We start from the raw sequence: 25,076 nt of genomic DNA, 5'->3' as shown, positions 1-25,076 counted from the left end.
TTTCGTTTAGAACCAGCTGTTTCCCTCATCGAAATGATCCCTCTCCCTCGGCGGCAAGGCCAATAGCCGGCCGCAGCGGCTGGCTCGTATTCTGACGTCGAACAGGTCGTCAGACGAGTCGGGGGGGGGCGTAGGATGGCGTATCGCGAGATGCATGCGGGTTCTTCCGAAGGAGAAGCCCGAAGGATTGAGGGGGCGTCCGGGAGCCGCGCGGCGGAGACCCGGCGCGTCGGCTCCGTCCCGTCCGTCTCGCGCAGCGCCCTGCACGACATCCCGCGGGACCGTCTCGGCCCGCCCACCAGACCGCCGACGAGACCGCCGGACGGCGGGGCCGATCCCGGCCGATCCCGTTAGCGACCACCTCTTCAGACGAATTTTTCCAGAACAACTTTTACCGAAAGTGACAGTACCATGGCCCTTCCCCTGATCTTCCAGGAAACCGAATTCGACATCCTCAACGTGGACACCGTCGTCCGCGACCCCGACAACGGGGAAGCCTCGGCTGACAACAGCGGCGATTTCGACGAATTCGATCTGCGGGTCGGATATTCGGGCAGCGGCTATCTCGATCTCGGGGGCGGGGCCGAGGACAAGTTCGCCGTCTCGGTGCCGGCCTCCGAACTGGATGGCGCCGGCACCTATGCGCTGGTGGTGAAATTCGCCAACGGCAGCAGCGAACCGCGCCCGCTCGTGATCCGCAACGGCGACACCGTGGTCGCCGAGATCCCCGACACCAATACCGGCAGCTTCAGCGTCTGGGACACCCTGAGCCTCGACATCGCGCTCGGCGAGCCGGATGGCGACGGCAATTACGTCCTGACCTTCGAACAGACGGGAACCCAGGGGCCGAACGTCGACGCCGTGGCGATCGCCCCGGCGGGCCAGACGGTGAGCTTCCTCGACCCGGTCTTCGAGGGCGCCGACAGCTTCGCGCTGGAAGAGGGCGGCACAGACGTCGCCATCCTCGCCGCGACCGACGCCGACGGCCAGGCGCTGAGCTACGAGATCACCGGCGGGGCGGACCAGGGAGCGTTCGCGATCGATTCCGCGACCGGCGCGCTGTCCTTCGCGGAGGCCCCGGTCTACAGCGAGACCCCCGGCGAGAACGTCTACGAGGTCGAGGTCACCGCCACCGACGAGGCCGGTGCCACCGTCGTGCGGACCGTGTCCGTCGCCGTCACCGAATACGTCGCGCCGATCTACATCCAGGGCGAGACCGCGGTGCTGACCACCGCGGACGGCGGGGTCCCGGTCAGCCAGGTCCTGACGCAGACCAACGCGCTCGACGAGGGCGACAGCGCCGTCGACGACTTCGGCCTGCGTCCGAACTACAGCGGCGAGGGCTATCTCGATTTCGGCAGCACCGGGGAATCCGCGACCTACGAGGTGGACATCCCCTCGGGCGGGACCTTCGACCTGCATATCCGCTACGCATCGAGCGGCCCGCGCAACGCCCAGGTCCGCATCGACGGCACCACCGAGGCGACCCTGAGCTTTCCCGACACGGCCGGCCCCGCCGTCGACGCCGACGCCGGTTACGACGGGACCGAGCCGTTCAACAACTGGTCGGTGCTGACCACCCAGATCACCCTGTCCGAGGGGCTGCACGACCTGGAACTCTTCCTCAACGCCGGCAACGGACCGAATGTCGACGTGATGGCGATCACCGCCGTCGGCGGCACCCCGGATTTCGCCCCGCGCTTCACCTCGACCCCGGACTTCGTCCTGGACGAGGGCGAGACCGCCGCGGGCACGGTCACGGCGGCGGACGTCGATGCCGACACCACCGACGGGGTCGACACCTCGGGCCCGGTGAGCTTCGCCGTGACCGGCGGCGCGGACATGGACGCGGTCGCCATCGATTCCGGGACCGGCGCGCTGACGCTCGTCGCCCCGGCGGATTACGAGGCCAAGGCGCAGTACGAGGCCGAGATCACCGTCACCGACGCCGGCGGCAACACGGTCTCCCAGATCGTCACCATCGCCGTGACCGACAGCGACGAGGCGCCGAGCGTTCCGGTCTTCGACGGCAGCCCGACCTTCCCCGCCGACATCGCCCCCGGCACCGTGTTGGGCACCCTGGTCTCGGTCGACCCCGAGGGGCAGACCGTGACCTTCGCGATCGACGATTCCCGCCTTGTCCTCGAGGAGGGCCGGATCGTCGTCGGCGAGGACGCGACCTTCGCGAGCGGCGAGACCGTGGACGTCACCGTCACCGCCTCGGACGGGGGGCAGACCTCGACCACCGGGCTGAGCTTCGGCGTGACCGAGGCCACGGACGGCGCGCCCTTCACGCTGAGCTTCACCGAGGACGGCCTGAGCAGCTATGCCGGCTCCCAGGACCAGGGCGCGGACACGGTCATCTCGGATGACGGTGCGACGCTGGAGCTCAACGACAACCACTGGAAGCGCGCGGCGCTCGGCGCCGAGTACACGATCACCGCCGAGACCCGCCTGTCGGTGGAGATCGCCGTGGGCGAGACCGAGCCCGAGCTGGTGGCCGTGGGCTTCGATCTCGACGACAACGCCTTCGACGGCGACGCGAGCCTCTACCTGCTGGACGGCACCGACGGGCAGGGGGCCTTCGTCGATCTCAAGGGCACGGGCGAGGACCTGGGCGGCGGCGTGCAGCGCTACGTCATCGATCTCGGCGCCCATGCCGGGACGGTCATCGACTCACTGGTCTTCATCGCGGACGACGACCTCGCCGCCAACGGGATCGGCTCGGTCGGCTTCTCCAACGTGCAGCTGATCGAGGGCACGCCGGCCGCCGAGGGCAATCTCGCCCCCGAGGTCGTGGGCGGCGGCATGGCCGATTTCGCCGCCGGCGAGGGCAGCACGGTCGAGATCGACCTGCCCTTCGTCGATCCCGAGGGCGCGGCGCTGAGCTACGAGGTCACGGTGACCGACGGCACCGGCGCGGACGTGACCGACCAGTTCGCGGGGCTGTCCGTCGCGGACGGCACGCTGACCGGCCCGCTGTCCGCCGCGCCGGGGGTCTACACGATCACCGTCACCGCCGACGACGGCGCCGAGAGCGACGCCACGGCGACCGACAGCTTCCAGCTGACCGTGGAGAACGTGAACGACGCGCCGGTGGCCGAGGACGTGGCGCTCGAGCCCTATTTCGGGGCCGCCGGCCAGGTCTTCGACGGAATCGACGTGGGCGCGCTGGCGGCGTATTTCAGCGACGCGGACGGGGACGCGCTGACGCTCGGCGTCGATCCCGAGACGCTGCCCGAGGGCCTGGTCTACGACGCCGAGGAGCAGGTGATCCTGGGCACCCCGTCCGAGGGCGGCTCGTTCCCGGTGACGGTGACCGCCACCGATCCGGGCGGGCTGACCGCGACGCTGACCCTCGCGCTCGAGATCGACGCCCCGGAGGTGGGCGACAGCTTCACCATCGAGGCCGAGACCTTCACCGGCCTCGCCGACTCGGAGGCCTTCTACGCCGCCGCGGCGCCGGGCGCGTCGGGGAACCAGATCATCAAGACCAACGCGAACCAGTCCGGCACCGTCTCGACCGACCTCGCCGCGGGCGAGGTGCCGCCGGGATACTACACCCTGGCGCTGTCGGTGTTCGACGAGACCGACGGCAGCGCGACCTTCTCGATCGCCGTGGACGGCGTGACCGTGGTCGAGGGGGCGAGCTTCGACGATCCCGGCACCTGGGAGAACGGTGACGGCACCACCGGGCGGGGCAATGCCGCCCAGGCCGGCAACCTCAAGACCCTGAGCTTCGACAGCGTGATCGAGATCGCGGCGGACAGCGTGCTGACGCTGACCGGCGAGGCCGACGGCGAGATGCTGCGGATCGACAGGCTGGTCCTCACCCGGGCCGAGGCGCCCGACCTGGCGCCCGGCGCCCCCGTGCTCGACACCGCGAGCGTCGACGAGAACGCCGCGGCCGCCGTGGTGGGCACCCTGAGCGCCGTCGATCCCGAGGGCGCGGCGATGACCTTCTCGACCGAGGACGCGCGCTTCGTCGTCGAGGGCGACAGCCTGCGCCTGGCCGACGGCGTGTCGTTCGACCACGAGGCGGGCGAGACCGTGCAGGTCGAGGTGACCGCCGCCGATCCGGCCGGCAACACCACGACCGCGGTGCTCGACATCGCGGTGGCGGATCTTCCCGAGGCGCCGGAACTGGCGGAGGACGCCGCGGTCGAGGACGTGTTCGTCGCCACCGGCGAGACCGGCAGCGTCGACCTGGCCGCCGCCCTGGGGGCGAGCGATCCCGACGCCGGCGACACCGTCGCCTATGCCGCGCAGCTGTCGGACGGCAGCCCGCTGCCCGCCGGCCTGACCCTGTCCGACGCGACGCTCGAGGTGGGCGCCAGCCTGGCCGAGGGCAGCTACGAGGTCGAGGTCTTTGCCACCGACGGCGCGCTGGACTCGGAGTCCGTCCTGTTCACCGTGACCGTGGGCGAGGCCGAACCCTTCGCCCCGATCCTGATCCAGGCCGAGGAGGGCATCGTCACGCTGTCTTCCGCACCCGACGGCGACGACACCGTGACCGTGATCCGCGATCCCTCGAACCCCGAGGAGACGGCCGGGCTCGAGAACGGCCTGCGGCCCGGCTTCACCGGCGAGGGCTATGTCGATTACGGCGACGATCCGGGCGACACGCTGTCCTACAGCTTCGACGTGCCGGCGGCCGGAGAGTACCGGCTCAACATCCGCTACGCCTCGCAGGACTCGGGCGGCGCGGCGCGGACGCTGGACCTCGCGGTGAACGGCGCCGGCGCGGTGACCACGAGCTTCCCGTCCACCGGTCCCGGCGGCGACGGGCCGGATGCGGGCTTCAACAACTGGGATGTCCTGAGCGTGGACGTCACGCTCGAGGCGGGCACCAACACCGTCGAGCTGTCGATCCCGGCAGGCGCGTCCTCGGGCCCCAACCTCGACAGCCTGGAACTCGTCAGCGCCGCCGACACCTCGGCCGATGCCGACGAGCAGCCGCTGTTCCTGTCGGGCCCCGACAGTGAGCTGAACGAGACCCAGGCGGCCTCGATCAACTTCAACCTCGCGGGCATCGACGCCGACATCGTCACCACCGAGATCAGCTTCGACGGCGGCGCCACCCGCACCGAGGTGCTGCCCGACGCGGACGGCGATTTCACCATCGACGGCTCGGCGCTGGCGCCGGGCGACTACACCGTCATCGCGATCGTCACCGACGCGGCCGGCAACGAGGCGCAGGTCACGATGCCGATCGTGGTGGCCGGCGAGGACGTCACCGTCGATCCCTTCACCATCCAGGCCGAAGATGCCGGCAGCGTCACGGTGGAGGACAGCGGCGATCCGGCCAACGGCGATTTCACCCGCGTGGTCGACGCCGACAACGTCGACGCCTTCGGCAATTACCGCGCCGGGGCGACGGGGGGCGCCTATATTGATTTCGGCTCCGATCCGGGCGACGGGATCGTGTTCAACGTCGACGCCCCGGCGGCGGGCACCTACGCGGTCACCTTCCGCTATGCCAATGGCGGCGACGAGAACCGGCCGCTTGATCTCAGCCTGAACGGCGGCTCGGCCACCACGGTGGACTTCGTCCCCGGCCCGGTGGTCGACGTGGGCGACGAGATGACCGGCTGGGAATCCTGGGTGACCCAGACCGTGGAACTCGATCTCGCGGCGGGCGCGAACCAGATCCGTCTCGAGATCCCCGCGGGGGGCACCAACGGGCCCAACATCGACGAGGCGACCTTCGCCTACCAGGACGGGGACGCGGTCGAGGCCTTCTCGGTCACGGTCGAGGGCGAGACCTTCTCGATCACCGACAGCGAGGCCGAGCCCGACACGGTGTACCGCACCGCCCAGAATCCCGAGGGCAACGCCACCGACGCCAACAGCGGGCCCGGCCTGCCCTTCGACGCCGACGGCCTGCGCCCCGGCTACGAGGGCGATGGCTATCTCGATATGGGCAACGACGTGGGCGACAGCGCGGCCTTCACGGTCGACGCGCCCGAGGCCGGCACCTACCAGCTGACCGTGCGCTACGTGAACGGCAGCACGGACGACCGTCCGATGGCGCTGAGCGTGGACGGCGCCGAGCAGACCGTCGCCTTCGCGCCGACCCTGGTGACGGGGGGCGACAGCGACGACCACTGGCAGAACTGGACCGAGGTCACGGTCGATGTCGAACTGTCGGCGGGGGTGAACGAGATCTCGTTCACCAACACCGTCGCGAACGGGCCGAACATCGACCGCGTCACCGTCAGCCGCGAGGGCGTCGATCCCGGCGGCGAGACCCGCGAGCTGATCACCTTCGAGGAGGTCGCCCGGATCAACTTCCAGCCGCCCGAGGATCAGACCGCGCAGGGCCTGCCGGCGGGCTACGAGACGCCCGAGGGCTACCTGGCCGATACCGGCGCCGCCTACGGCGACCGCGGCAACGGGCTGAGCTATGGCTGGGTGAGCGAGGACAGCGTCGCCGACGGCACCGCCGACGGCACCACGCCGCAGGACCAGCCCGACAACGCGCACTGGTACAAGGACGTCGTCGACGGCGCCTCGGACCTGCAGAAGACCTACGCCCATTTCGAGTATCCCGGCGCGGGGGCGGACGCCTCGCGGGCCTGGGAGATGGGGCTGGCGAACGGCACCTACCAGCTCACCGTCTCGGTGGGCGACACCGCCGGCGCCTTCGACAGCAACTACGTGCTGAACGTCGAGGGCCAGAGCTTCATGCCCGACTGGGTGCCGGCGAACCCAATCGACGGCTCGACCGGTGGCGGCGGCTTCCGCTCGACCCTGGTGTCGGGGGTGGTCACCGTCGAGGACGGCCGGCTGACGATCGACTCCATCGGCGGCGAGAACACCGAGATCCAGCATCTCGAGATCGAGCGGATCGAGGACCTGACGCCGGAGGACGACCGCAGCGCGGATCAGGACTATTCCTTCTTCGACGCGCCGGTGGCCGCCTCGATCGACGGCCAGACCTCGATCGCGCTCGGACCTGACGGCGAACTGCCCACCGGCATCGACCCGACCTCGTCCTTCGTGGTGGGGGTCAACCTGCAGGCGCCGGGCCAGCGCGGCCCGAACGTGGCCTATGTCGACGGCGTCACGCTGGTGAACACCCTCACCGGCGAGGAGGTCGCGATCGACGTCCAGGTCTCGGGCGGGGCGGACTCGCTCACGATCCGGCCGCTGGAGGATCTCGACGAGAATACCAGCTACACCCTGAAGGTGCAGGACGTGATGGACCTGGGCGCGGTCAGCGACGCCGAGGCGCCGCTGCGCCAGATCCAGGATCTGACCACCAGCTTCGTCACCGGCGAGGCGCCCGAGGACGTCCCGCGCGAGGTGGCGTTCTCGACCGACGTGATGCTGGACGGCTTCACCGACGGGGCGGGGGGCTACACCGTCGTGGAGTTCGGCCCCGACGGAAAGCTCTATGTCGGCACCATCACCGGCGAGATCCACCGCTGGGACGTGCTCGAGGACGGCTCGATCGACAAGGGCTCGCAGGAGACGCTGTCGCTCGACTATCTCTCCGAGGGGGCGGCGGGACGCCGCGGCATCGTCGGCTTCACCTTCGATCCCAACGATCCCGAGACCATCTGGATCAGTGACAACTGGCCGATCCCGCGGGAATCCAAGGCGTTCGACACGCCCGAATTCTCCGGCCGGGTCAGCAAGATCAACCTGGGCGAGGGCGGCAGCTTCGAGGGCGTGACGGCCGAGACCTACGCCACGGGCTTCCCGCGCTCGGGCGGCGACCACGTCACCAACAGTCTCGAGTTCAGGGCCAATCCCGATTTCGGCCAGGAGGGCGAGCCGGAATACCTGCTCTACCTCGTGCAGGGCTCGAACTCCGCCGGCGGCGCACCGGACAATGCCTGGGGCAACCGGCCCGAGCGGCTGCTGAACGCCGCCGTGCTCGAGATCGACCCCACCCGTGACGCGCCCGAAAGCGGGTTCGACGTCCGCACCGAGCCGATCACGCTCGGCGACGACCCCGAGACCAGCTTCGACGAGAGCGCGTTCGACGAGAACGGCACCTATCCGGGGATGTACGACCCCTTCGCCGAGGACGCGGTGGTCAAGATCTTCGCCACCGGCGTGCGCAACGCCTATGACCTCGTCTGGCACTCCAACGGCAACCTCTACGTGCCCACCAACGGCACGGCCGCCGGCGCCAAGACGCCCCAGGACCCGACCCAGACCGAGTTCGACACCACGATCGACAACTCGCCGAAGCAGTACGACTACTTCTTCACGGTCGACGAGGACGGCTATTACGGCCATCCCAACGTGCTGCGGGACGAGTACGTCCTGAACGGCGGCAACCCGACCTCGGGGCTCGACCCCAACGAGGTGGTCGGCGGCAACGACGGCAACCCCAACACCGACGGCTATCCCACCGGCGTGCAGGTCGACGGGAACTACGACTACGACGGCGTCTACAACCTGGGCTACAACCGCTCGCCCAACGGCGCGACGGAATACACCGGCAACGCCTTCGGCTCGAACCTCAAGGGGGCGGTGCTGTTCGCCCAGTTCTCGACCGGGGACAACGTGCGGGTCATCCAGGTGGACGAGACCGGCGCGATCACCGGCGACGACGTGCTGCGGCGGCCGGACGGCTCGGTGATCGACAACTACATCGACCCGCTCGACATCGTCGAGAACCCGCTGACCGGGCAGCTCTACCTGATGACGCTGAACCGCGGCACCGGGGCGAGCCAGCTGATCCTGCTCACCCCCGCCCCGGGCGGCGTGACCCAGGACCTGTCGGCCGACCAGGGGGGTGACCTGACCCTGCTGGCGGTGGATGTCAGCGACACCGAGGCGGCCCTCTTCGAGGTCTCGGGTCTGGACGACGACATCACCGCGCTGCGGGTGTCCTTCGACGGCGGCCCCGGGACCACGGTGACGCTGGACGCGGACAACCGCTTCGTCATCGACCTCGGGACCCTCGAGGGCGAGACGGTGGCCACGCTCGAGGTCACCGACGACGATCTCAACACGGCCAGCGCCAGCGTGACCTTCACGCCCGGCGCGCAGCCCGAGTTCGTCTCGCTGGTCACCATCCAGGCCGAGGACCGGACCCCCAGTGACGGCACCGCCGTCGCGGTGCCGACCTCGCCCGATGCCGAGATCGAGATCCGCGACGCCCAGAACCCCGAGGACACCGAGGGGCTGGAGAACGGCCTGCGGCCCGGCGCCTTCGGCACCGACGGCAACACCGACAACACCGACGGCACGCTGGGCGGCTATGCCGATTACGGCTCGACCAACGCCGATTTCCTGACCTTCACCTTCGACGTGCCCGCGGAGAATGCCGGCAGCGCGCTGCTGCAGTTCCGCTACGCCAACGGCGGCGATGGGGACCGTCCGCTGCAGGTCGAGGTCAACGGCTCCATCGTCACGGTGGCATCCTTCCTCCCCACGCCGGGCACGCCCGCCGAGGAAGAGGCCTGGAGCACCTGGCAGGTGGTCGAGGTGCCCGCCACGCTGGTGGACGGCACCAATACCGTGACCCTGCGCTCGGTCTCCGATACCGGCCCGAACATCGACCAGCTGGAGGTGCTGGTCTCGACCGCCACCGAGGGCACTCCGGGCGACGGCACCGAGGTGATCAACGGCGTGGCCTACGACGTCTACGAGGCCGAGACCGCCACGCTCGACGGACCCGTCGTGGTCACCGAGGAGCGCACCCAGTCCGGCGATTTCGTGGATTTCGACGGCACCACCGACCAGTCGATCACCTGGACGGTGACCGCCGGGGCCGCGGGCACCTATTCGTTCGACATCCTCTACGCGCTGGCCTCGACCAAGGCGGCGCGGCCGATGGCGCTGTCCGTCAACGGCACCGAGGCGGGCGAGCTGGCCTTCGCGCCGAACTCCAACGAGGGCGAGACCCTCTGGGGGCCGCAATCGGCGACCGTCGACCTGGTGGCCGGCACCAACACGATCACCGTGACCGCCCCCGGCGCGAACGGCCCGAACGTGGACTACCTGCGCCTCACCCAGGAGCCGGTCAGCCTCTTCGAGCCGGTCCATGCCGACATCAGCGGCAGCGGCCGGATCGAGCTGGAGGACACCGACGGCAGCGCCAACACGATCAACGGCAGCACCGTGGACTTCTACTTCACCGTGGACAGTGACGGCGTCTACCAGATCGACACGGCCGCCAATGCGGGCGCCAGCGACGGGCTCGGCCTGACCTGGTTCCTCAACGGCACCGAGCTGGACGACTCGGCCTTCCCGGGAACCGGGGAGAACGGGGAGGAATCCGTCTTCCTCGACCTGCAGGCGGGCACCGAGTACCAGCTGCGGATCATCTCGGACGCCCCGGGCGCGAGCGATCTCGACTATCTCGACATCTCGCCCTCGCAGGGCAACGCCAACGCCGACATCGAGGTGCAGAGCCTCGACCCGGCCTTCCTGGAAAACCGGCTGCACTACTCGTATCTTGAGAACGCGGAGATGGGCGACGGCGATGCCGACCGCGACTTCAAGGACAGCGGCACGGTCCGGATCGGCAACAGCGGGACCGAGGCGCTCGAGGTGCTGGACGTCGACCTGACGGGACCGTTCGTCCTGGCCGATCCCGACGCCCTGGAGGGGCTGACGCTCGCGCCGGGCGAGGTGCTCGACGTGGAGGTGCTGTTCGACCGAAGCGCCTACACGCCGCCCACCAGCAACGTCGACGGCACCTCGACCATCTTCGAGGGCCGGCTGCGGCTGCAGACCAACGACGCGGACGACCCGATCACCGACATCGACCTGGCCGGGTTCTGGCAGTCCCGCTGGGAAGGCGGACAGGAGCCGAACGTCAACGAGATCTGGGAGATCTTCGGCTTCGGCAACCGCATCGAGGGGCTCTCCCTGAACGGCGGCGGCGAGAACAGCGTGCTCAGCACCAACGACGTCTTCGCCCAGACGGACGAGACCGAGGTGCTGTCGCCCTACTGGCGGATCGCCGACGGCTACAGCGAGGCCAAGATCACCCAGCTCACCGCCTATCACGGGCCGGGCGGGGCGACGATCGGCATCCACAACCCGGGCAACAAGGGCCAGGACGACATCTTCTGGAACCACCAGGGGACCGACAACCAGCGCATCCTGCCCAACGCCAACACCGACTCGGGCTTTGCCACCCAGACCTTCACCAGCGGTGACATTCCGGGCGGCTGGATCGGCGACGGGGCCTTCGGGATCGAGGTGGCGAACCTGTCCACCGATCCCACGCTGAACCCGACCGGCGGGGTGACCGTCGAGGGCGAACAGCAGGGCCACACGGTGAAGATCTTCCAGGCGCTGGACGCCGAGGGGAACGCGATCCCCAACGTCTACCTGGGGATCATGGACTACACGGGGATCAACTACGACTACAACGACAACACCTTCGTCATCGAAGGGGTCGCGCCGCTGGGCTTCGGCCAGAAGCTCGGCCTCGAGGGGCTGGACGACGCGGCGGCCGACGACCGCCTGGTCTTCACCTCGATCGACCAGCCCGCCAACGGCGCGCAGGAGGTCCGCGACACCGCCGTGGTGACGCTGACCAACGAGGGTTTCTCGACGCTGTCGATCAGCGGCATCGAGGTGGGCGATCCCTCGGCCTTCGAGATCGTGGGCACGGTCCCGACCGAGATCCCGGCGGGCGGCAGCGCCCAGGTGACGGTGCAGTTCACCGGCACCCATGACGGCGGCTCGGCGGGGGCGCAGATCCACAACTCGACCCTGACGGTGCTGTCCGACGATGTCTCGGCCCCGCAGATGACCGTGCAGCTCGCCGGCATCGCGCAGGAATTCTCCGAGAACGGGTCCGAGCCCACGGTGGCGCAGATCGTCGAGGCCTTCGGCTATTCCACCGACATGGCGCAGGGCAGCCTCGCCAATGGCGGCGCGGTCGAGACCGTCGGCGACGAGGTGCTGATGCCCTACATGCAGGCTCTCGATCCGAGCCGGGATGTCGAGGTCATCCAGATCGCGGCGTTCCTGCAGCAGAACAACGTGGCGCGCCTCGGCGTCCACGGGCTGGGCTCCTCGGCCACGACCGAGCTCTTCGCCCAGGACGACCAGCAGTACCAGACCATCCTCCCCGAGGGACTGGTGCCGGGCGACGGCTCCACCGGCGGGGTGGCGCGGGCCACGATCAGCGGCGACGATCCCTTCGGGCTCTTCGTCTCGGTGGACGGCCGGCCGACCTACGCCTCGTGGACGGACCCGGAAGCGAACCGGATCGACCCCGATTTCGGCCAGCTGGTGGGGGATGACGAGGGCCACCTGATCCGCTTCTTCCAGGCGCTCGACGCCGAGGGCGAGGTGATCGAGGGGACCTACATCGCGATCCAGGATTATCCGGGCGCGGGGAACTACGACTACAACGACCACATGTTCGTCATCAAGAACGTGGCGCCCCACGCGCTCGGCGACGCCGACGCGGACGGCGACGGGATCAACGACGCGCTGCAGGCCGACGTCGACGGCGACGGCACCGTGGACTTCTTCGATCCCGACCACACGCCGGATCCGGAACCGGGCCCCGAGGGCTACGTCTACGGGGTGAACTTCGGCGGCGGCGCGATCGCCAGCGATCCGGTCCTCGGGCTCGCGCTCGTCGGCCAGGACGACAGCCGCGTCACCGTGTCGGGCAGCGTCAACCCGGGGGCGGGGACCGACAATGCCGGCAACCCCAACGGGGCGAACGCCACGCCGGGCTCGGCCTTCGTCACCTACGAGGACGGCGCGGACTGGACGGCCTCGCTTGCGGTGGCGAACGGCACCTACCTGGTGACGCTCTACACCCAGGAGACCTACTGGGACGCCGCCGGCCAGCGGCAGTTCGACGCCACGATCAACGGCGAGCCGGTGATCGTCGACCTCGATCCCTTCGCGGAGTCGGGCGGCGACACGCCGATCGCGGTCGAGGCCGTGGTCACCGTGACGGACGGCAGCATCGACATCGGCCTGAGCGCCGACATCGACAACGCGCCGCTCAACGCCGTGACGGTGTTCACCTACGAGGAGCCGGACACCGGCGGCGGCCAGGCGCCCTTCCCGGGGCCCGACGCGCCGCTGCTGGAAGACAGCCTCACGGTCGATGCCTCGAACTTCGACCAGGGCGGGCAGGGCGTGTCGTGGAACGACAATCCCGGCCGCGACAACGGTGGCCAGGCCGAGCGCGGCGACACCGACGTCGAGCTCGTGGGCGGCCCCCAGGACATCGGCCACGTGCTGCCGGGCGAATGGGTGGAGTACACGGTGAACGTGGCCGAGGCCGGCACCTACGCCCTCAGCCTGAACGCCAAGACCCCGATCGGCGGCAACACCATCGCCGTCTCGGTCGAGGACGGGGCGCCGATCGCCACCTTCGCGCTGCCCGACAGCAACGGGGCGGGGACCGGCTTCGGGGGGACCAGCTTCGGCCAGACCCCGGCGACGAATGTCGAGCTCGCCGCGGGCCTGCAGACCCTGCGCTTCACCTTCGGGGGGCAGACGGCGAGCAACGGCTACCTGCTCGACTTCCGGTCCTTCGCGCTCGACCAGGTCGAGACGTCGGAGCCGCCGGAGGACAGCCAGACGCCGTTCCTCGGCCAGCCCTTCCTGGTGGACAATGCGCCGGTCACGATCGACGCCTCGGACTACGACAACGGCGGGCAGGGGGTCGCCTACAACGACCAGTCCGGCCTGCAGGGCGGCAATGCGGGCGGCCGTACCGGCAGCGACGTGGAGCAGACCAGTAGCGGCGACGTGGGCTGGATCGCCGAGGACGAGTGGCTGGAATACACCGTCGACGTGGCCGAGGCCGGCACCTATGCGCTGAGCTTCACCACCGCCACGCCGGCGGACGGCCGCAGCATCACCGTCAGCGCGGCGCAGGGCGGCGCGGTCTATGCCGAGGGCACCGCCGCGGTGCCGAACACCGGCGCCTATTCCAGCTACGTCACCGGCGACACGGTGGAGCTGGACCTCGCGGCCGGGCAGCAGGTGCTGCGGCTCGCCTTCTCGGGCGGTTCGTTCGACCTGCGCTCGTTCGACCTGGCGCCGGTGCCGGGAGACGGGCAGGCGCCCTATGGCGGGACCGCGCGGTCGGTCGATGCGACGGACGGGCTGGTGCTCGACGCCGCGCTGTTCGACGAGGGCGGCCAGGACGTCGCCTACAACGACAGCTCGGCGGGGCAGGAGGGCAACGACACCTTCCGGCCCGACACCGGGGTGGACATCGTCGGCGAGGGCGACGCGGTCGGCTGGATCGCCGACGGCGAGTGGGTGGAGTACACCATCGAGGTCGAGGAGGCCGGTCTCTACGACATCAGCTTCCTCTCCGCGATGGCCAGCTCCGGCACGGAGCAGCGCAGCGTCGAGGCGAGCTTCGCCAAGGACGGCGAGGTCTACACCTCGAGCGGCGAGGTCGAGGTCGGACGGACGGCGAACTGGTGGACCTTCGACTCCACCGCGCCCGCCCAGGTCGAGCTCGAGGCCGGCACCCAGGTGATGCGCGTCGCCTTCTCCGGCGGCTCGCAGGACCTCGCCTCGGTGACCCTCACCCCGGCGGCGCCGGAACCGTTCGCGGCGTTGTTCGACTTCGGCGGCCAGCCCGCGGCGGCCATCCTGTCGGCGGCGGGGAGCATGATGTCCCCGTTCCTCGCGGAGGGCTCGGACGGGCCGGGGGACGACCTGCCCCCCGAGCCGGAGGATGCCGATGCGCCGGATCCGGCGGACGGCCTGTCGAGCCAGACCCAGTCGCTCTTCGGCCACGACCTGGCGACCTGATCCGCACCCGCCGCGCCGGAGTTCCGGCGCGGCGGGCCCCGTTCCATCCGTGGGAGGATGTTCAAGGTGTTACAGTCCAAGTCTCAGAAACCCGTGCATCACGCGCTCCGCGCCTGCAGCGGGGCCATGCTGGCGATCTTCCTCGTCAGCGCCGTGGTCAACGTGCTGATGCTCACCGGGCCGCTGTTCATGCTGCAGATCTACGACCGGGTCCTGGCGAGCAGCAGCGTGCCCACCCTGGTCGTGCTCGCGGGGATCGCCATCGGGCTCTACCTGATGGGCGGGATGCTCGACATCCTGCGCCTGCGGGCGCTGAACCGCATCGCCATGCGGGTCTATGCCCGCCTCTCGGGTCCGGCCTTCCGCGCCAACATGCGGATGCCGGTGCTGATGGGCCGCCGCGCGGCGGGGATGGCCCCGCACCGCGACCTCGAGGCGATCCGCCGGTTCCTCGGCTCGCCGGGGCCGGCGGCAATCTTCGACATGCCGTTCATGCCCTTCTACTTCCTGCTGATCTTCCTGTTCCATGCCTGGCTGGGCACGCTGGCGGTGGTCGGCGGGGTGGTGATCGCCTGCCTGGTGATCACCAACGAGTATCTCTCGCGCGGTCCCTCGCGCGAGCTGTCGGGCACGTCGGGGGCGCAGAGCCGGCTTATGGGGGCGGCGCGGCGCAACGCCGAGGTGCTGACCTCGATGGGCATGTTCGACAGCCTCTCCCGGCGCTATTCCGGCGCGGTCGAGGAGCATTACCTGCGGCAGCAGGCGATGACCGACCACAGCAACTTCTTCTCGTCGGTCATCAAGATGCTGCGGCTGATGCTGCAATCGGCGATGCTGGGTCTGGGCGCCTTCCTGGTGATCCAGCAGGAGATCACCGCGGGGGTGATGATCGCCGCGTCGATCATCATGGCCCGCGCGCTGGCCCCGATCGAGCAGGCGGTGTCGCACTGGCCGAGTTTCGTGGCCGCCCGCCAGGCCGCCGGCCGGTTCGACGAGGCGGTGCAGGCCTGCGGCGATCCCGCCGCGACCGAGGGCCTGCCGGCGCCGACGGAGACCCTGCGCGTCGAGGGGCTCGCCACCGCGGCCCCGGGCGAGCAGGCGCCGCTCCTCCAGGGGGTCGGGTTCGAACTCCGGGCCGGGGACGGGCTGGGCGTTGTCGGCCCCTCGGGGGCGGGCAAGACCAGCTTCGCCCGCGCGCTGATGGGGATCTGGCCGGCGCTGCACGGATCGGTGCGGCTCGACGGGGCGACGCTCGACCAGTGGCCCGAGGCCGAGCGGGGCCGCTTCGTCGGCTACCTGCCCCAGGACGTCGAGCTGTTCGACGGCACCGTGGCCGAGAACATCTGCCGCTTCGCCGCCGAGCCGGACATCATGGCGATCCTGAAGGCCGCCAAGCTGGCCGGGATCCACCAGATGGTCACCGCGCTGCCCGAGGGCTACGAGACGGTGATCGGCGAGAACGGCGCACGGCTCTCGGCCGGGCAGCGCCAGCGCATCGGCCTGGCGCGGGCCCTGTTCGGCGACCCGTTCCTGGTGATGCTCGACGAGCCCAACTCGAATCTCGACATGGTCGGCGAGCGGGCGCTGACCACCGCCATCGGCGAGGTGCGGGCGCGCGGCGGCATCGTCGTGGTCATCGCCCACCGTCCCAGCGCCCTGACGGCGCTCAACAAGGTGCTGATGATCCAGGACGGCCAGCAGGTACAGTTCGGCGACCGGGACGAGGTCCTCGACAAGGTGGTCCCCGTGACCAAGGCAAGCGGATCCAGGGAGATGCAGTTCGATGCGGTATGAACAGATCGACAGGAGTATCGGCAGCTCGCTGGTCCGTCAGCTGGGCCTGGCGCTGGCGATGGTGGCGCTTCTGGTGGGGGGCGCGGGCAGCGTCGCCGCGCTGGCCGAGGTCAGCGGCGCCGTCGTGGGCGCCGGCAAGATCATCGTCGAGGGCCGCCCGAAACACGTGCAGCATCTCGACGGCGGCACCGTCAGCGAGATCCTGGTGCGCGAGGGCGAGGAGGTCGAGGCCGGAGAGACCCTGTTCCGGCTCGACCCGACCGTGGTGGAAGCCAATCTCGGCATCGTCACCGGGCAGATCGAGAGCCTTCTGGCGCAGACCGCCCGGCTCGAGGCGGAACTCGCCGGGACCGGCCGGATCCGCTTTCCCGAGGCCCTGGCCGACACCGCCGACACCGCGATGCTGCGGGCCGGCCAGGAAGAACTGATGGCGGCCCGTGCCAGCGCCCGGCAGGGCCGGCACGCGCAACTTTCGGCGCAGATCGACCAGCTGGGCGAGAAGGTCACGGCCCTCGAGGCGCAGGGCGATGCGACCCGGCGGAACCTCGCGCTCGCCGAGGCCGAGGTGGCCGACGCCGTGCATCTCTCGGACCGGGGCCTCCTGCGCTCCAGCGATCTGCGGGCCGCGCAGCGGATGCAGGCCGAGCTTGCCGCCCAGGTGGCCGGGCTCGAGGCGCAGATCGTCGAGACCCGCGACCAGATCCTCGGCCGCGAGCTGGAGCGCGCGCGCATCGACGAGACCTTCCGCGAGGAGGTGCTGACCGTGCTCGACGAGAAGCGCGGCGAACTGGCCCGCCGGCGCGAGGAACGCATCGCCGCGCAGGACCGGCAGCGCCGGCTGGAGATCCGCGCGCCGATTTCCGGCTATGTCCACGAGCTCGACGTCAACACGCTGGGGCAGGTGCTCACCGCCGGCGAGACGCTGGTGACGATCGTGCCCGGCGACGACCGCCTGATCGTCGAGACCCGGCTGTCGCCGCAGGACGTGGACCAGGTCTATCCCGGCCAGACGGCGCGGCTGCGCTTCACCGGGCTCGACCAGCGCACCACGCCGCAGCTGACCGGGACGGTGCTCGACGTCTCGCCGGATTCGACCACCGACGAGCAGACCGGCACGACCTACTACCTCGCCCGGCTCCGGATCGCGCCCGACGAACTCGCCCGGCTGGGCGACGCCGAACTGCGCCCCGGCATGCCGGTCGAGGTGTTCATCGAAACCCGGATGCGGACGATCCTGTCCTACCTGATCAAGCCGGTCACGGATCAGATCCAGCACGCCATGCGCGAAAGCTGACGCGCCCCAAGGGAGAGACGAGATGACCCATTCCGCCACCGCCGCCGAGACGCCGGTCTCCGACACCCCGGCCGCCCGCAACCTCGCCGAGCCGCCCGTCACCGCGGGCAGCGCGCTCCGGTCGGCCAAGTCCCCCCGCAAGGTGCGGGCGGTCCGGGCCGGCGGCCCCCGCGAGACGGCCGACACGCCCCCCGCGGACGCGCTCCGGCAGGGCGATCTCGCCGGGATCGAGAGCGCGCTCGGAGAGCAGAACGCCACGCTCGGCCGGCTGTCGGACGAGACCGCCGGGTTGCACGCCTCGGTGCAGTTCACCGAGGCCTACCTGACGATCGGGCTCGCCGAGCGGATGGGCGAGGTGCTGCGCAGCGAAGTGGGCGCGGCCGAGCGCTGGCACGCCGCCCACGACCGGCAGAAGCGCCGCGCGGGACGGGCCGTCCTGGCCGCCGCGGCCCTCGCCGCCGCGCTCGTCGTCGAGCTCGAGACCGGCGCCCTGGGCCCGCTCTACGGGCAGGCAGTCGCCGGGGCCGGGACCGCGCTCTCGATCACGGCCGCGCAGCTGGCCGAGTGGGGAGAGACCGGCCTGCGCGTCGCCAACACGCTCACCGCCCGGGTCCTGTAACCGCGGCGACGTTCGCCGCCCCGGAGCACGGACACGGTGCCTCCGGCCTTCGGACCGGAGGCGGCCTGTGCGGTGTGCGCGCCTGTGTGTGTGGGATAGCGCGCGCCGCGCTACAACACTGTGACGCATAATAAGCGTTATGTAACATACATGCTTTCGCCCGCGCCCCGCGCCGCGATTGTGCCCTTGGGCGGGCTGCGGTAAGAGCGCCGTCGCGGGCGCAGGGCGTCCGTGCCCGCCCCTGGCGGGCCGCCGGGATCCGACGCTTGGAAAGACACCGCCCCACCATGACCGACCAGACTGCCGCTCAGCGGTTCAAGGGCCGCCGTTTCGTCATCATCGGATTGCCCCGCAGCGGCACCACCTACCTGATGACGCTGCTGAACGCCCATCGCGACATTCTCTGCAGCGGCGAGCAGTTCAATCCCCATGCCATCGTCGGCGTGCACGGCAAGGACACCAATCCCAACGCGGTCTGGGGCCGCGACAAGGGGCCGGTCTGGTTCATGCGCCGCTTCTTCGAGACGCACGAGGACGAGGGCCATGCGCGGGTCGGCTTCAAGTTCATGATCGGCCACAACATCCGCGTGCTCAAGGCGCTGGCCGAGGACGAGGATCTCGCGCTGATCTACGTCCACCGCGAGAACAAGCTCGCCCAGGTCTCGTCGCTGATCAAGGCGGCGGGCAGCCGCAACTGGGCCCAGGTGAAGCCCGATTCCCGCGTCGACGAGAAGATCAAGGCCGGGCCGCGCCAGATCAGCCACCGCTGGCACGAATACGAGACCTTCGATCACCTGTTCTCGTCCTGGTTCGAGGGGCTGCCCCATCACAAGCTGGCGCTGGAATACCGCGACATGTTCGCCGACGGCTTCGAGGAGCGGATCTGCGACTTCCTCGGCGTCCGCCACGACCGGAAGATGAAGAGCCCGCTGGTCAAGCAGGGCAGCAACACCATCCTCGACCGCTTCGAGGACCCCGCGGCGATCGAGAGGTACTTCCGCTCGCTGGGACTGGGGCGCTGGCTGGACGACGAGATTTGACCGCCCCCCGAGAGGCAGGACGCGGCCCCATGCGGATCCTCTACTACAACTGGGTCGACTATCTCGACGACGAGGGCCGCGGCGGCGGGGTGTCGATCTATCAGCGCAACCTGCTGCAGGCGATCGACCGGCGCGAGGGGGTCGAGGCGACGTTCCTGTCCTCGGGGCTGTCCTACGACCTGTTCAGCCGCCGGCCGCGCTGGACGCGGGTGCGCCACGGCGCCCGCACCGACCGCGCGCGGCGCTACGAGATCGTCAATTCCGGCGTTACCTCGCCGGCGCACCATTCCTTCGGCGATCCCGCGCAGATCGACCACCCCGCCACGGTCGAGGCGCTGGCGGATTTCATCGCCGCGACCGGGCCCTACGACGTGCTGCACTTCAACAACCTCGAGGGGCTGCCCGCCACCGCGCTGGAGGTCGCCGGGCGCTTTCCCGGGATGAAGGTGGTGCTGACGCTGCACAACTACTACCCGGTCTGCCCGCAGGTGAACCTGTGGCACCAGGAGCGCGAGACCTGCCGCGACTTCGACGCCGGGCGGGCCTGCATCGACTGCCTCGAGCAGCGGCCCAACGGGCAGCTGATCCGGCAGGCCGACGCGGTGGCCTTCCGGCTCAAGACCGCCGGGATCCGGCCGGGAACGATGGTCTTCGACGGGCTGTTCTGGCCCGGCATCCGGATCGCCGCCCGGCTGGCCCGCGGCGGCGCGCGGCTGGCCCGGCTGGTGCGGCCGCGCTCCGGCGGGGCGCCCGGGGCCGCCGCCCGCAGCGCCGAGGCGGCGCGCTTCGCCCGGCGGCGCGAGACCTTCGTGCGACTGATCAACCGCCATTGCCACCGGGTGCTCTGCGTCTCGGACGCGGTGGGCGCGGTGGCCGCGGGCTATGGCCTGCGCACCGACCTGCTGCAGACCTCGTATATCGGCACCGCCCATGCCGACAAGTTCGCCGCCACCGAGCCGCGCCCGGCCCTTCTGAACGACGACGGCACGCTGACGCTGGCCTTCCTGGGCTACATGCGGCGGGACAAGGGGTTCTTCTTCCTGCTCGACGCGCTCGAGGCGCTGCCCGACGCCACCGCCGCCCGGCTGCGGCTGATCGTGGCCGCCCGCGGCGCCGACCGCGCCACCCTGGCGCGGTTCGACCGGCTGCGGGGGCGGCTGGCCGAGCTGACCCACGTGGACGGCTACAGCCACGAGGGGCTCGACGCGCTCCTGGCCGAGGCGGGCCTGGGGGTGGTGCCGGTGCTGTGGCACGACAACCTGCCCCAGGTCGCCATCGAGATGCATGCCCGCCACATCCCGATCCTGACCAGCGACATGGGCGGCGCGCAGGAGCTCGGCCGTTGTCCGGGCCTGGTGTTCCGCGCCGGCGACGCGGGCGATTTCGCGGCGCGGATCGAGGACGTGCTGGCCGGGCGGGTGACGCCGGGCGACTACTGGCGCGGGGCGATGGCCCCGGTGGCGATGGAGGCGCATCTCGACGCGCTGCTCGACAGCTACGCCGCGCCCTCCCCGGCCGTCTCCGGCGACAGCCGCGCGGCGACGAACGGGCTGTCGCGCCAGGGCACCGAGACCGCCGGGTCGTAGATCGCGTCGCGCCCCTCGGACACCAGGGCCAGGTACTTGCGGTATTCCTCGGCGTCGTTGAAGTGCTGGCGGCGGGCGACCTCCTCGCGCGCCTTGCGGCGGAAATCGGCGTTGTACTTGAAATGCGCGAACAGAAGCTCGCGTCGGGCCAGCGTCACGTCGGCCACGAAATGCATCCCCGCCGAGAGCCGCATCCACGGCTGGTAGCGCAACAGCGCGATCTTCTGCGCCACGAACAGGTCGGCGCGCGAGCCGGGGATCAGCCGGTGGCGCAGCGCCGAGGTCCAGGTGGGCATGTTGGAATAGGGCCCCCGCCCCGCCCAGTTCGTCAGGAACGGCGCGCGGTCGACATAACCCGCCTCGGCGAAGGGGTCGCCGCCGGAGAAATCCGCGGCCTCCAGCGGGCCGCCGGGATACATGTCCAGCATGAACACCCGCGCCGCCTCGGCGCCGGCGAAATCGGGCCCGGCGACCAGGTCGGGCAGGGTCGCTCCGAGCGCGGGATCCCACACCATCAGTTCGTCGGCATCGGCCACCAGAGACCAGCGGTCGCGCCGGAAATTCGACAACAGCGCCTGCTGCCAGGCGACCCCGTAGCTGGAGCGGGCGTAATCGGTATCGACCGAGAACAGCGCCACGTCGGGCTGGGCGGCGAGATAGTCGAGCGTGCCGTCGTCCGAGCAATTGTCGGCGATCAGGAAGGCCCCGACCCCCAGCCGCCGGTAATGCGCCAGGAAATGCGGCAGCATGAACATCTCGTTGCGCAGGCAGGCCACCACCGCGACCTCGGCCGCGCGGGCCGCCTCGAGCCTGTCGGGCGGGCTCACCAGTTCCATCGCGTTGCTCTGGTAGCCCAGGGTGACCCGCTGGAACGAGGGCCAGATCTTCTTGGGCGTCAGCGTCTCGCGCTCCAGCGCGTCCCGCGCGGCGGCCTGGTCGCCGCCGCCGTCGAGATGCACCAGCTTGACCGGCGCGGCGCGCGAGGCGTCGAAGCCGTTGACCCACAGCGACACGGGCTGCGCCGCGCCGCCGGTCCGGCGGCGGATCGAGATCCGGTAATCCTCGTCGGCGACGCGGATGTCGCGCAGCGCCAGGAGGTCGCCCAGAAGCTTGTCCTCCATGAAGGACACCTGGATCAGCTGCCGCCCCTCGGGGCTGTCGGCGGCCTCGAGCGCGGCGGCCATGGCGGTGCGGCTGAGCGCGTAGCCCGAGCCGCCGTCGGCATAGGTCGAGGGTTCGGGCGACTTGTCGAGCTCCAGCCGGCCGCGGGCCGAGCCGGACTTGCCGCAATGCCAGGCGCGGTCCATCTGGCCCGGCCGCCGGGTCAGCGGGCGGCCGTAATAGTCGAACTTGCGGTAGCTCTGGCTGTGGAAGAACTCGGCCGGGTCGATGAAGCAGTCGTCGTCGACCTTCACCATGTGGGTGAAGGCGGTGCGGTCGTGCACCCAGCGGATCGCGGCGAGGGTCTTCTGCGGCAGGCCCTCGTAATCGTCCGGCGCGTCGAGATGCACCACGTCGTCCTCGTGGCGGCCGTCGCCGTCGCCGACGATCACCACGTAGGGTACCCCCACCTGGCGCAGGAGCCCCAGCCAGCCCTCGCGCATCGCCGGGATCCGGCTGTCGAGATTGGCCCGGCACGAGAACACGCAGACCACCGTGTCGAAGATCGGCGAGACGAACGGGTCGGGCCAGGGCGGCGGCGCGACGGGGGACGGCAGCGCGGCGGCGGCCTCGGCGAAGAGCGCCATCACCCGCCGGGCCAGGGCGTGGCCGCCGGCGGTCTCGGTGGCGCGCAGGGCGTGCAGCGCCATGGTCAGCGCCGGGGCCTCGGCCAGCCGACCGCGCTCGTCCTCGGAGAGCGCCGCCTGCCGCTGGGCGACATGGCCGTAGAGCCGCTCGGCGGCGTCCAGCTCGTCCAGCCGCAAAAGCCCGTGCAGCAGCGCCACCGCCAGGCCGAAGCCCAGGTAGCGGCTGCGCCGCCCGGCCAGGATCATCAGGTCGCCGGCCAGCGCGTCGATCTCGGGGGTGCCGGGGGGCGTGCCGCCGGCGGCGAGCCGCGCGAACAGCCCCGCCGTGCGGCGGCTGGCGCGCAGCTGCAGCCCGTAATAGGGCGCCCGCGGCACATTCTCGTAGCGCGCCGGCAGCGCCTCGGCCGCCGCGGCGGCCAGCGCCGGCCCGCCCGGCGCGGCGCCGGGATGGGCCAGGTGACGCAGCGCCGCCTCGCCGGGGTCCAGCCCGGCGGCGACCAGCGCCTCGGGATCGGGAGCGTGCTCCGGACCGTCCAGGCCCCCCGGGCCCAAAAGCTCGTGCCGCCAGCGCGGCGCCTCGGGGTTGCCGGCCCGCTCGAACAGCGCCAGCGCCCCGGACAGCGCCTCGGGATCGCCGGCCCCGAGCAGCTCGCCGAAGGCGGCGCGGGCGCGTCTCAGCTCGGCCGGCAGCGCCAGCCGGCCGGCCTCGATCGCGGCGGCGATGCCGTCCCAGAAGGCCCGCGACAGGCCGTGGGTCTGCAGCACGAAGCGGATCACCCGCTCCTGCGCGGCATCCGGCAGCCGGTCGCGCCGCACCACCAGCTCGACCGAGGCGGCGACCAGCGCCTGGCAGGGGCTGCGCTCCCAGTAGCTGTCGGTGCGCGAGCTCACCAGCGCGGCATAGGCGCGGAAGACCCGCTCGCGGTCGGCCTCGTCGAGCCCGGTCTCCTCGAGCACGTGGCGCAGGGTCCAGGCCAGCGCCGGGGTGACCAGCCAGCCCTCGCGCAGCGCGACCAGCTCGCGCAGGGTCCCGGTCAGCGTGTCGAAGCGCCGCGACAGGCACAGGAAGGGCAGCATCGCGGAATCGCGCCACAGATCTCCCACCGGGGCGATGTCGGGCAGGCCCTCGGCCTCGGCCCAGGCATGGGCGCGGCCGATCTCGCCCCGGGCGCAGAGCGTCTCGCTGAGCGCCAGCAGCAGCTCGCGCTGGTCCGCCCGGTCGAGATCCTGCTGCCGGATCAGCGCCACCGCGTCGACGCCCGGATCCTCGCGCAGCGCCTCCGAGACCCGCGCCTGCGCCCCGGCGATCGCCACCCGCCGGCGGTCGGTCCCGCTGCCGCCGGGCGGCGGCACCGCCGCGCCGGCCGCGGCCTCGGGCAGGAAACCCTCGAGCCGGTAGAACTGCGCCAGCTCGGCCAGCGCGGCGCGGGCCGGCGCGGGCAGGAGCGGCCCGAGACCGCCGAAGCGGACATGCTCCAGCGCCTGCATCGCGGCACCGGGATCGGCCCGCAGGTCCGCCCGCGTCAGCAGCGCGCCGATCCGCTCGGCCGCCTCGCTCCGGGTCAGGCGGATCTCGTCGCTCCAGGCGCCGCCGTCGTGGCGGCGGACGCGCACCACTAGCGGCGCGTCCCCGGCCACCGCCTGCCAGGCCCGGCCCGGCAGCATCGCCTCGAGCGTGATCCGCCAGCCGCCGCCCCGCGGCACCGGCCGGGCGATCACCTCGGGCGGGCTGTCCAGCCCCGGCACCTCGAGCGCGAAGGCGGCGTCGCGGTCGGGCCCGGTATGGCGGCCGTGCAGCACCATCCGGTCGCTCAGCGCCAGCCCGTCGGCGGTCAGCTCGGGCGTGGCGCCGGGCAGCCGGATCTCGATCGCACCGGTGGCGATGCCGCCCTGGTAATCGGCCTGGGCGATCCGCTCGAGGCCGGGAAACCGCCGCCGCATGCCGCCGAAGCGGAAGATCTCGGTGCCGTCGATCCAGACCGTGACCTTCGGCGGGGCGAAGCGGATCTCGACCTCGGCGCCCTCCCCGGACAGTGCCGCGCGGCGTGGGATCTCGCGCGCCCAGGCGCCGGGGTCCGGGCCGCGCCGGTTGCACACCGCGAGGCCCTCGTCGGGGCGCAGCGACAGGTGGAACAGGATCTCTTCGCCCTCGGAATCGTAGAACGAGATGTTGGCGTAACGGTAGGTTCCGAACCGGGCGCGGTAGCGGAAGGTGGCACCGTCCCGGACGTGGAAGGCCAGCATCTGCAGAGGGTCTCCTTGCAA

Annotated in this window: 7 protein-coding genes; 6 read left to right on the top strand and 1 reads right to left on the bottom strand. The window is 71.0% G+C overall.

Translation table 11 applies throughout. From position 1 onward, the window contains the following. The first annotated feature begins 411 nt into the window (after positions 1-411). The 6 genes from BMZ25_RS18425 (at position 412) to BMZ25_RS18400 (ending at position 21,063) form a co-directional block, all read left to right on the top strand. Positions 412-14,730, top strand: a complete 14,319-nt coding sequence (locus tag BMZ25_RS18425) for a carbohydrate-binding protein (RefSeq protein ID WP_092696124.1) — start codon at positions 412-414, stop codon at positions 14,728-14,730. Positions 14,731-14,796: 66 nt separating this feature from the next. Next, positions 14,797-16,524, top strand: a complete 1,728-nt coding sequence (locus tag BMZ25_RS18420; RefSeq protein WP_218142572.1) for a type I secretion system permease/ATPase — start codon at positions 14,797-14,799, stop codon at positions 16,522-16,524. After that, complete coding sequence (locus tag BMZ25_RS18415; RefSeq protein WP_092696122.1) at positions 16,514-17,818, top strand: HlyD family type I secretion periplasmic adaptor subunit; 1,305 nt, start codon at positions 16,514-16,516, stop codon at positions 17,816-17,818. The genes BMZ25_RS18420 and BMZ25_RS18415 overlap by 11 nt, the downstream gene beginning before the upstream one ends. 22 nt (positions 17,819-17,840) lie before the next feature. Continuing rightward, positions 17,841-18,437, top strand: coding sequence for a hypothetical protein (locus BMZ25_RS18410; RefSeq protein WP_092696121.1), 597 nt, complete (start codon positions 17,841-17,843; stop codon positions 18,435-18,437). Between the two features lie 287 nt (positions 18,438-18,724). Then, positions 18,725-19,477: a sulfotransferase family protein gene (locus BMZ25_RS18405; protein ID WP_092696120.1), complete on the top strand. Its 753-nt coding sequence runs from the start codon at positions 18,725-18,727 to the stop codon at positions 19,475-19,477. Between the two features lie 29 nt (positions 19,478-19,506). Then, positions 19,507-21,063 (top strand): glycosyltransferase, encoded by a 1,557-nt coding sequence (locus tag BMZ25_RS18400; protein WP_092696119.1) that lies wholly within the window; start codon positions 19,507-19,509, stop codon positions 21,061-21,063. Here BMZ25_RS18400 and BMZ25_RS18395 read toward each other — a convergent pair. Continuing rightward, complete coding sequence (locus BMZ25_RS18395; protein WP_092696118.1) at positions 20,973-25,055, bottom strand: glycosyltransferase family 2 protein; 4,083 nt, start codon at positions 25,053-25,055, stop codon at positions 20,973-20,975. The genes BMZ25_RS18400 and BMZ25_RS18395 overlap by 91 nt on opposite strands. Between the last annotated feature and the right edge of the window lie 21 nt (positions 25,056-25,076).

Origin of the sequence: Tranquillimonas rosea (genome assembly GCF_900111315.1) — a bacterium.
GTDB lineage: Bacteria > Pseudomonadota > Alphaproteobacteria > Rhodobacterales > Rhodobacteraceae > Tranquillimonas > Tranquillimonas rosea.
This window is presented reverse-complemented; position numbering and strand designations above follow the sequence as displayed.

Bases quoted from the DNA above. Each gene is read 5' to 3' on its own strand.
- BMZ25_RS18425 (WP_092696124.1), top strand. From the start codon at position 412: ATGGCCCTTCCCCTGATCTTCCAGGAAACCGAATTCGACATCCTCAAC.
- BMZ25_RS18415 (WP_092696122.1), top strand. From the start codon at position 16,514: ATGCGGTATGAACAGATCGACAGGAGTATCGGCAGCTCGCTGGTCCGT.
- BMZ25_RS18410 (WP_092696121.1), top strand. From the start codon at position 17,841: ATGACCCATTCCGCCACCGCCGCCGAGACGCCGGTCTCCGACACCCCG.
- BMZ25_RS18405 (WP_092696120.1), top strand. From the start codon at position 18,725: ATGACCGACCAGACTGCCGCTCAGCGGTTCAAGGGCCGCCGTTTCGTC.
- BMZ25_RS18400 (WP_092696119.1), top strand. From the start codon at position 19,507: ATGCGGATCCTCTACTACAACTGGGTCGACTATCTCGACGACGAGGGC.
- BMZ25_RS18395 (WP_092696118.1), bottom strand. From the start codon at position 25,055: ATGCTGGCCTTCCACGTCCGGGACGGTGCCACCTTCCGCTACCGCGCC.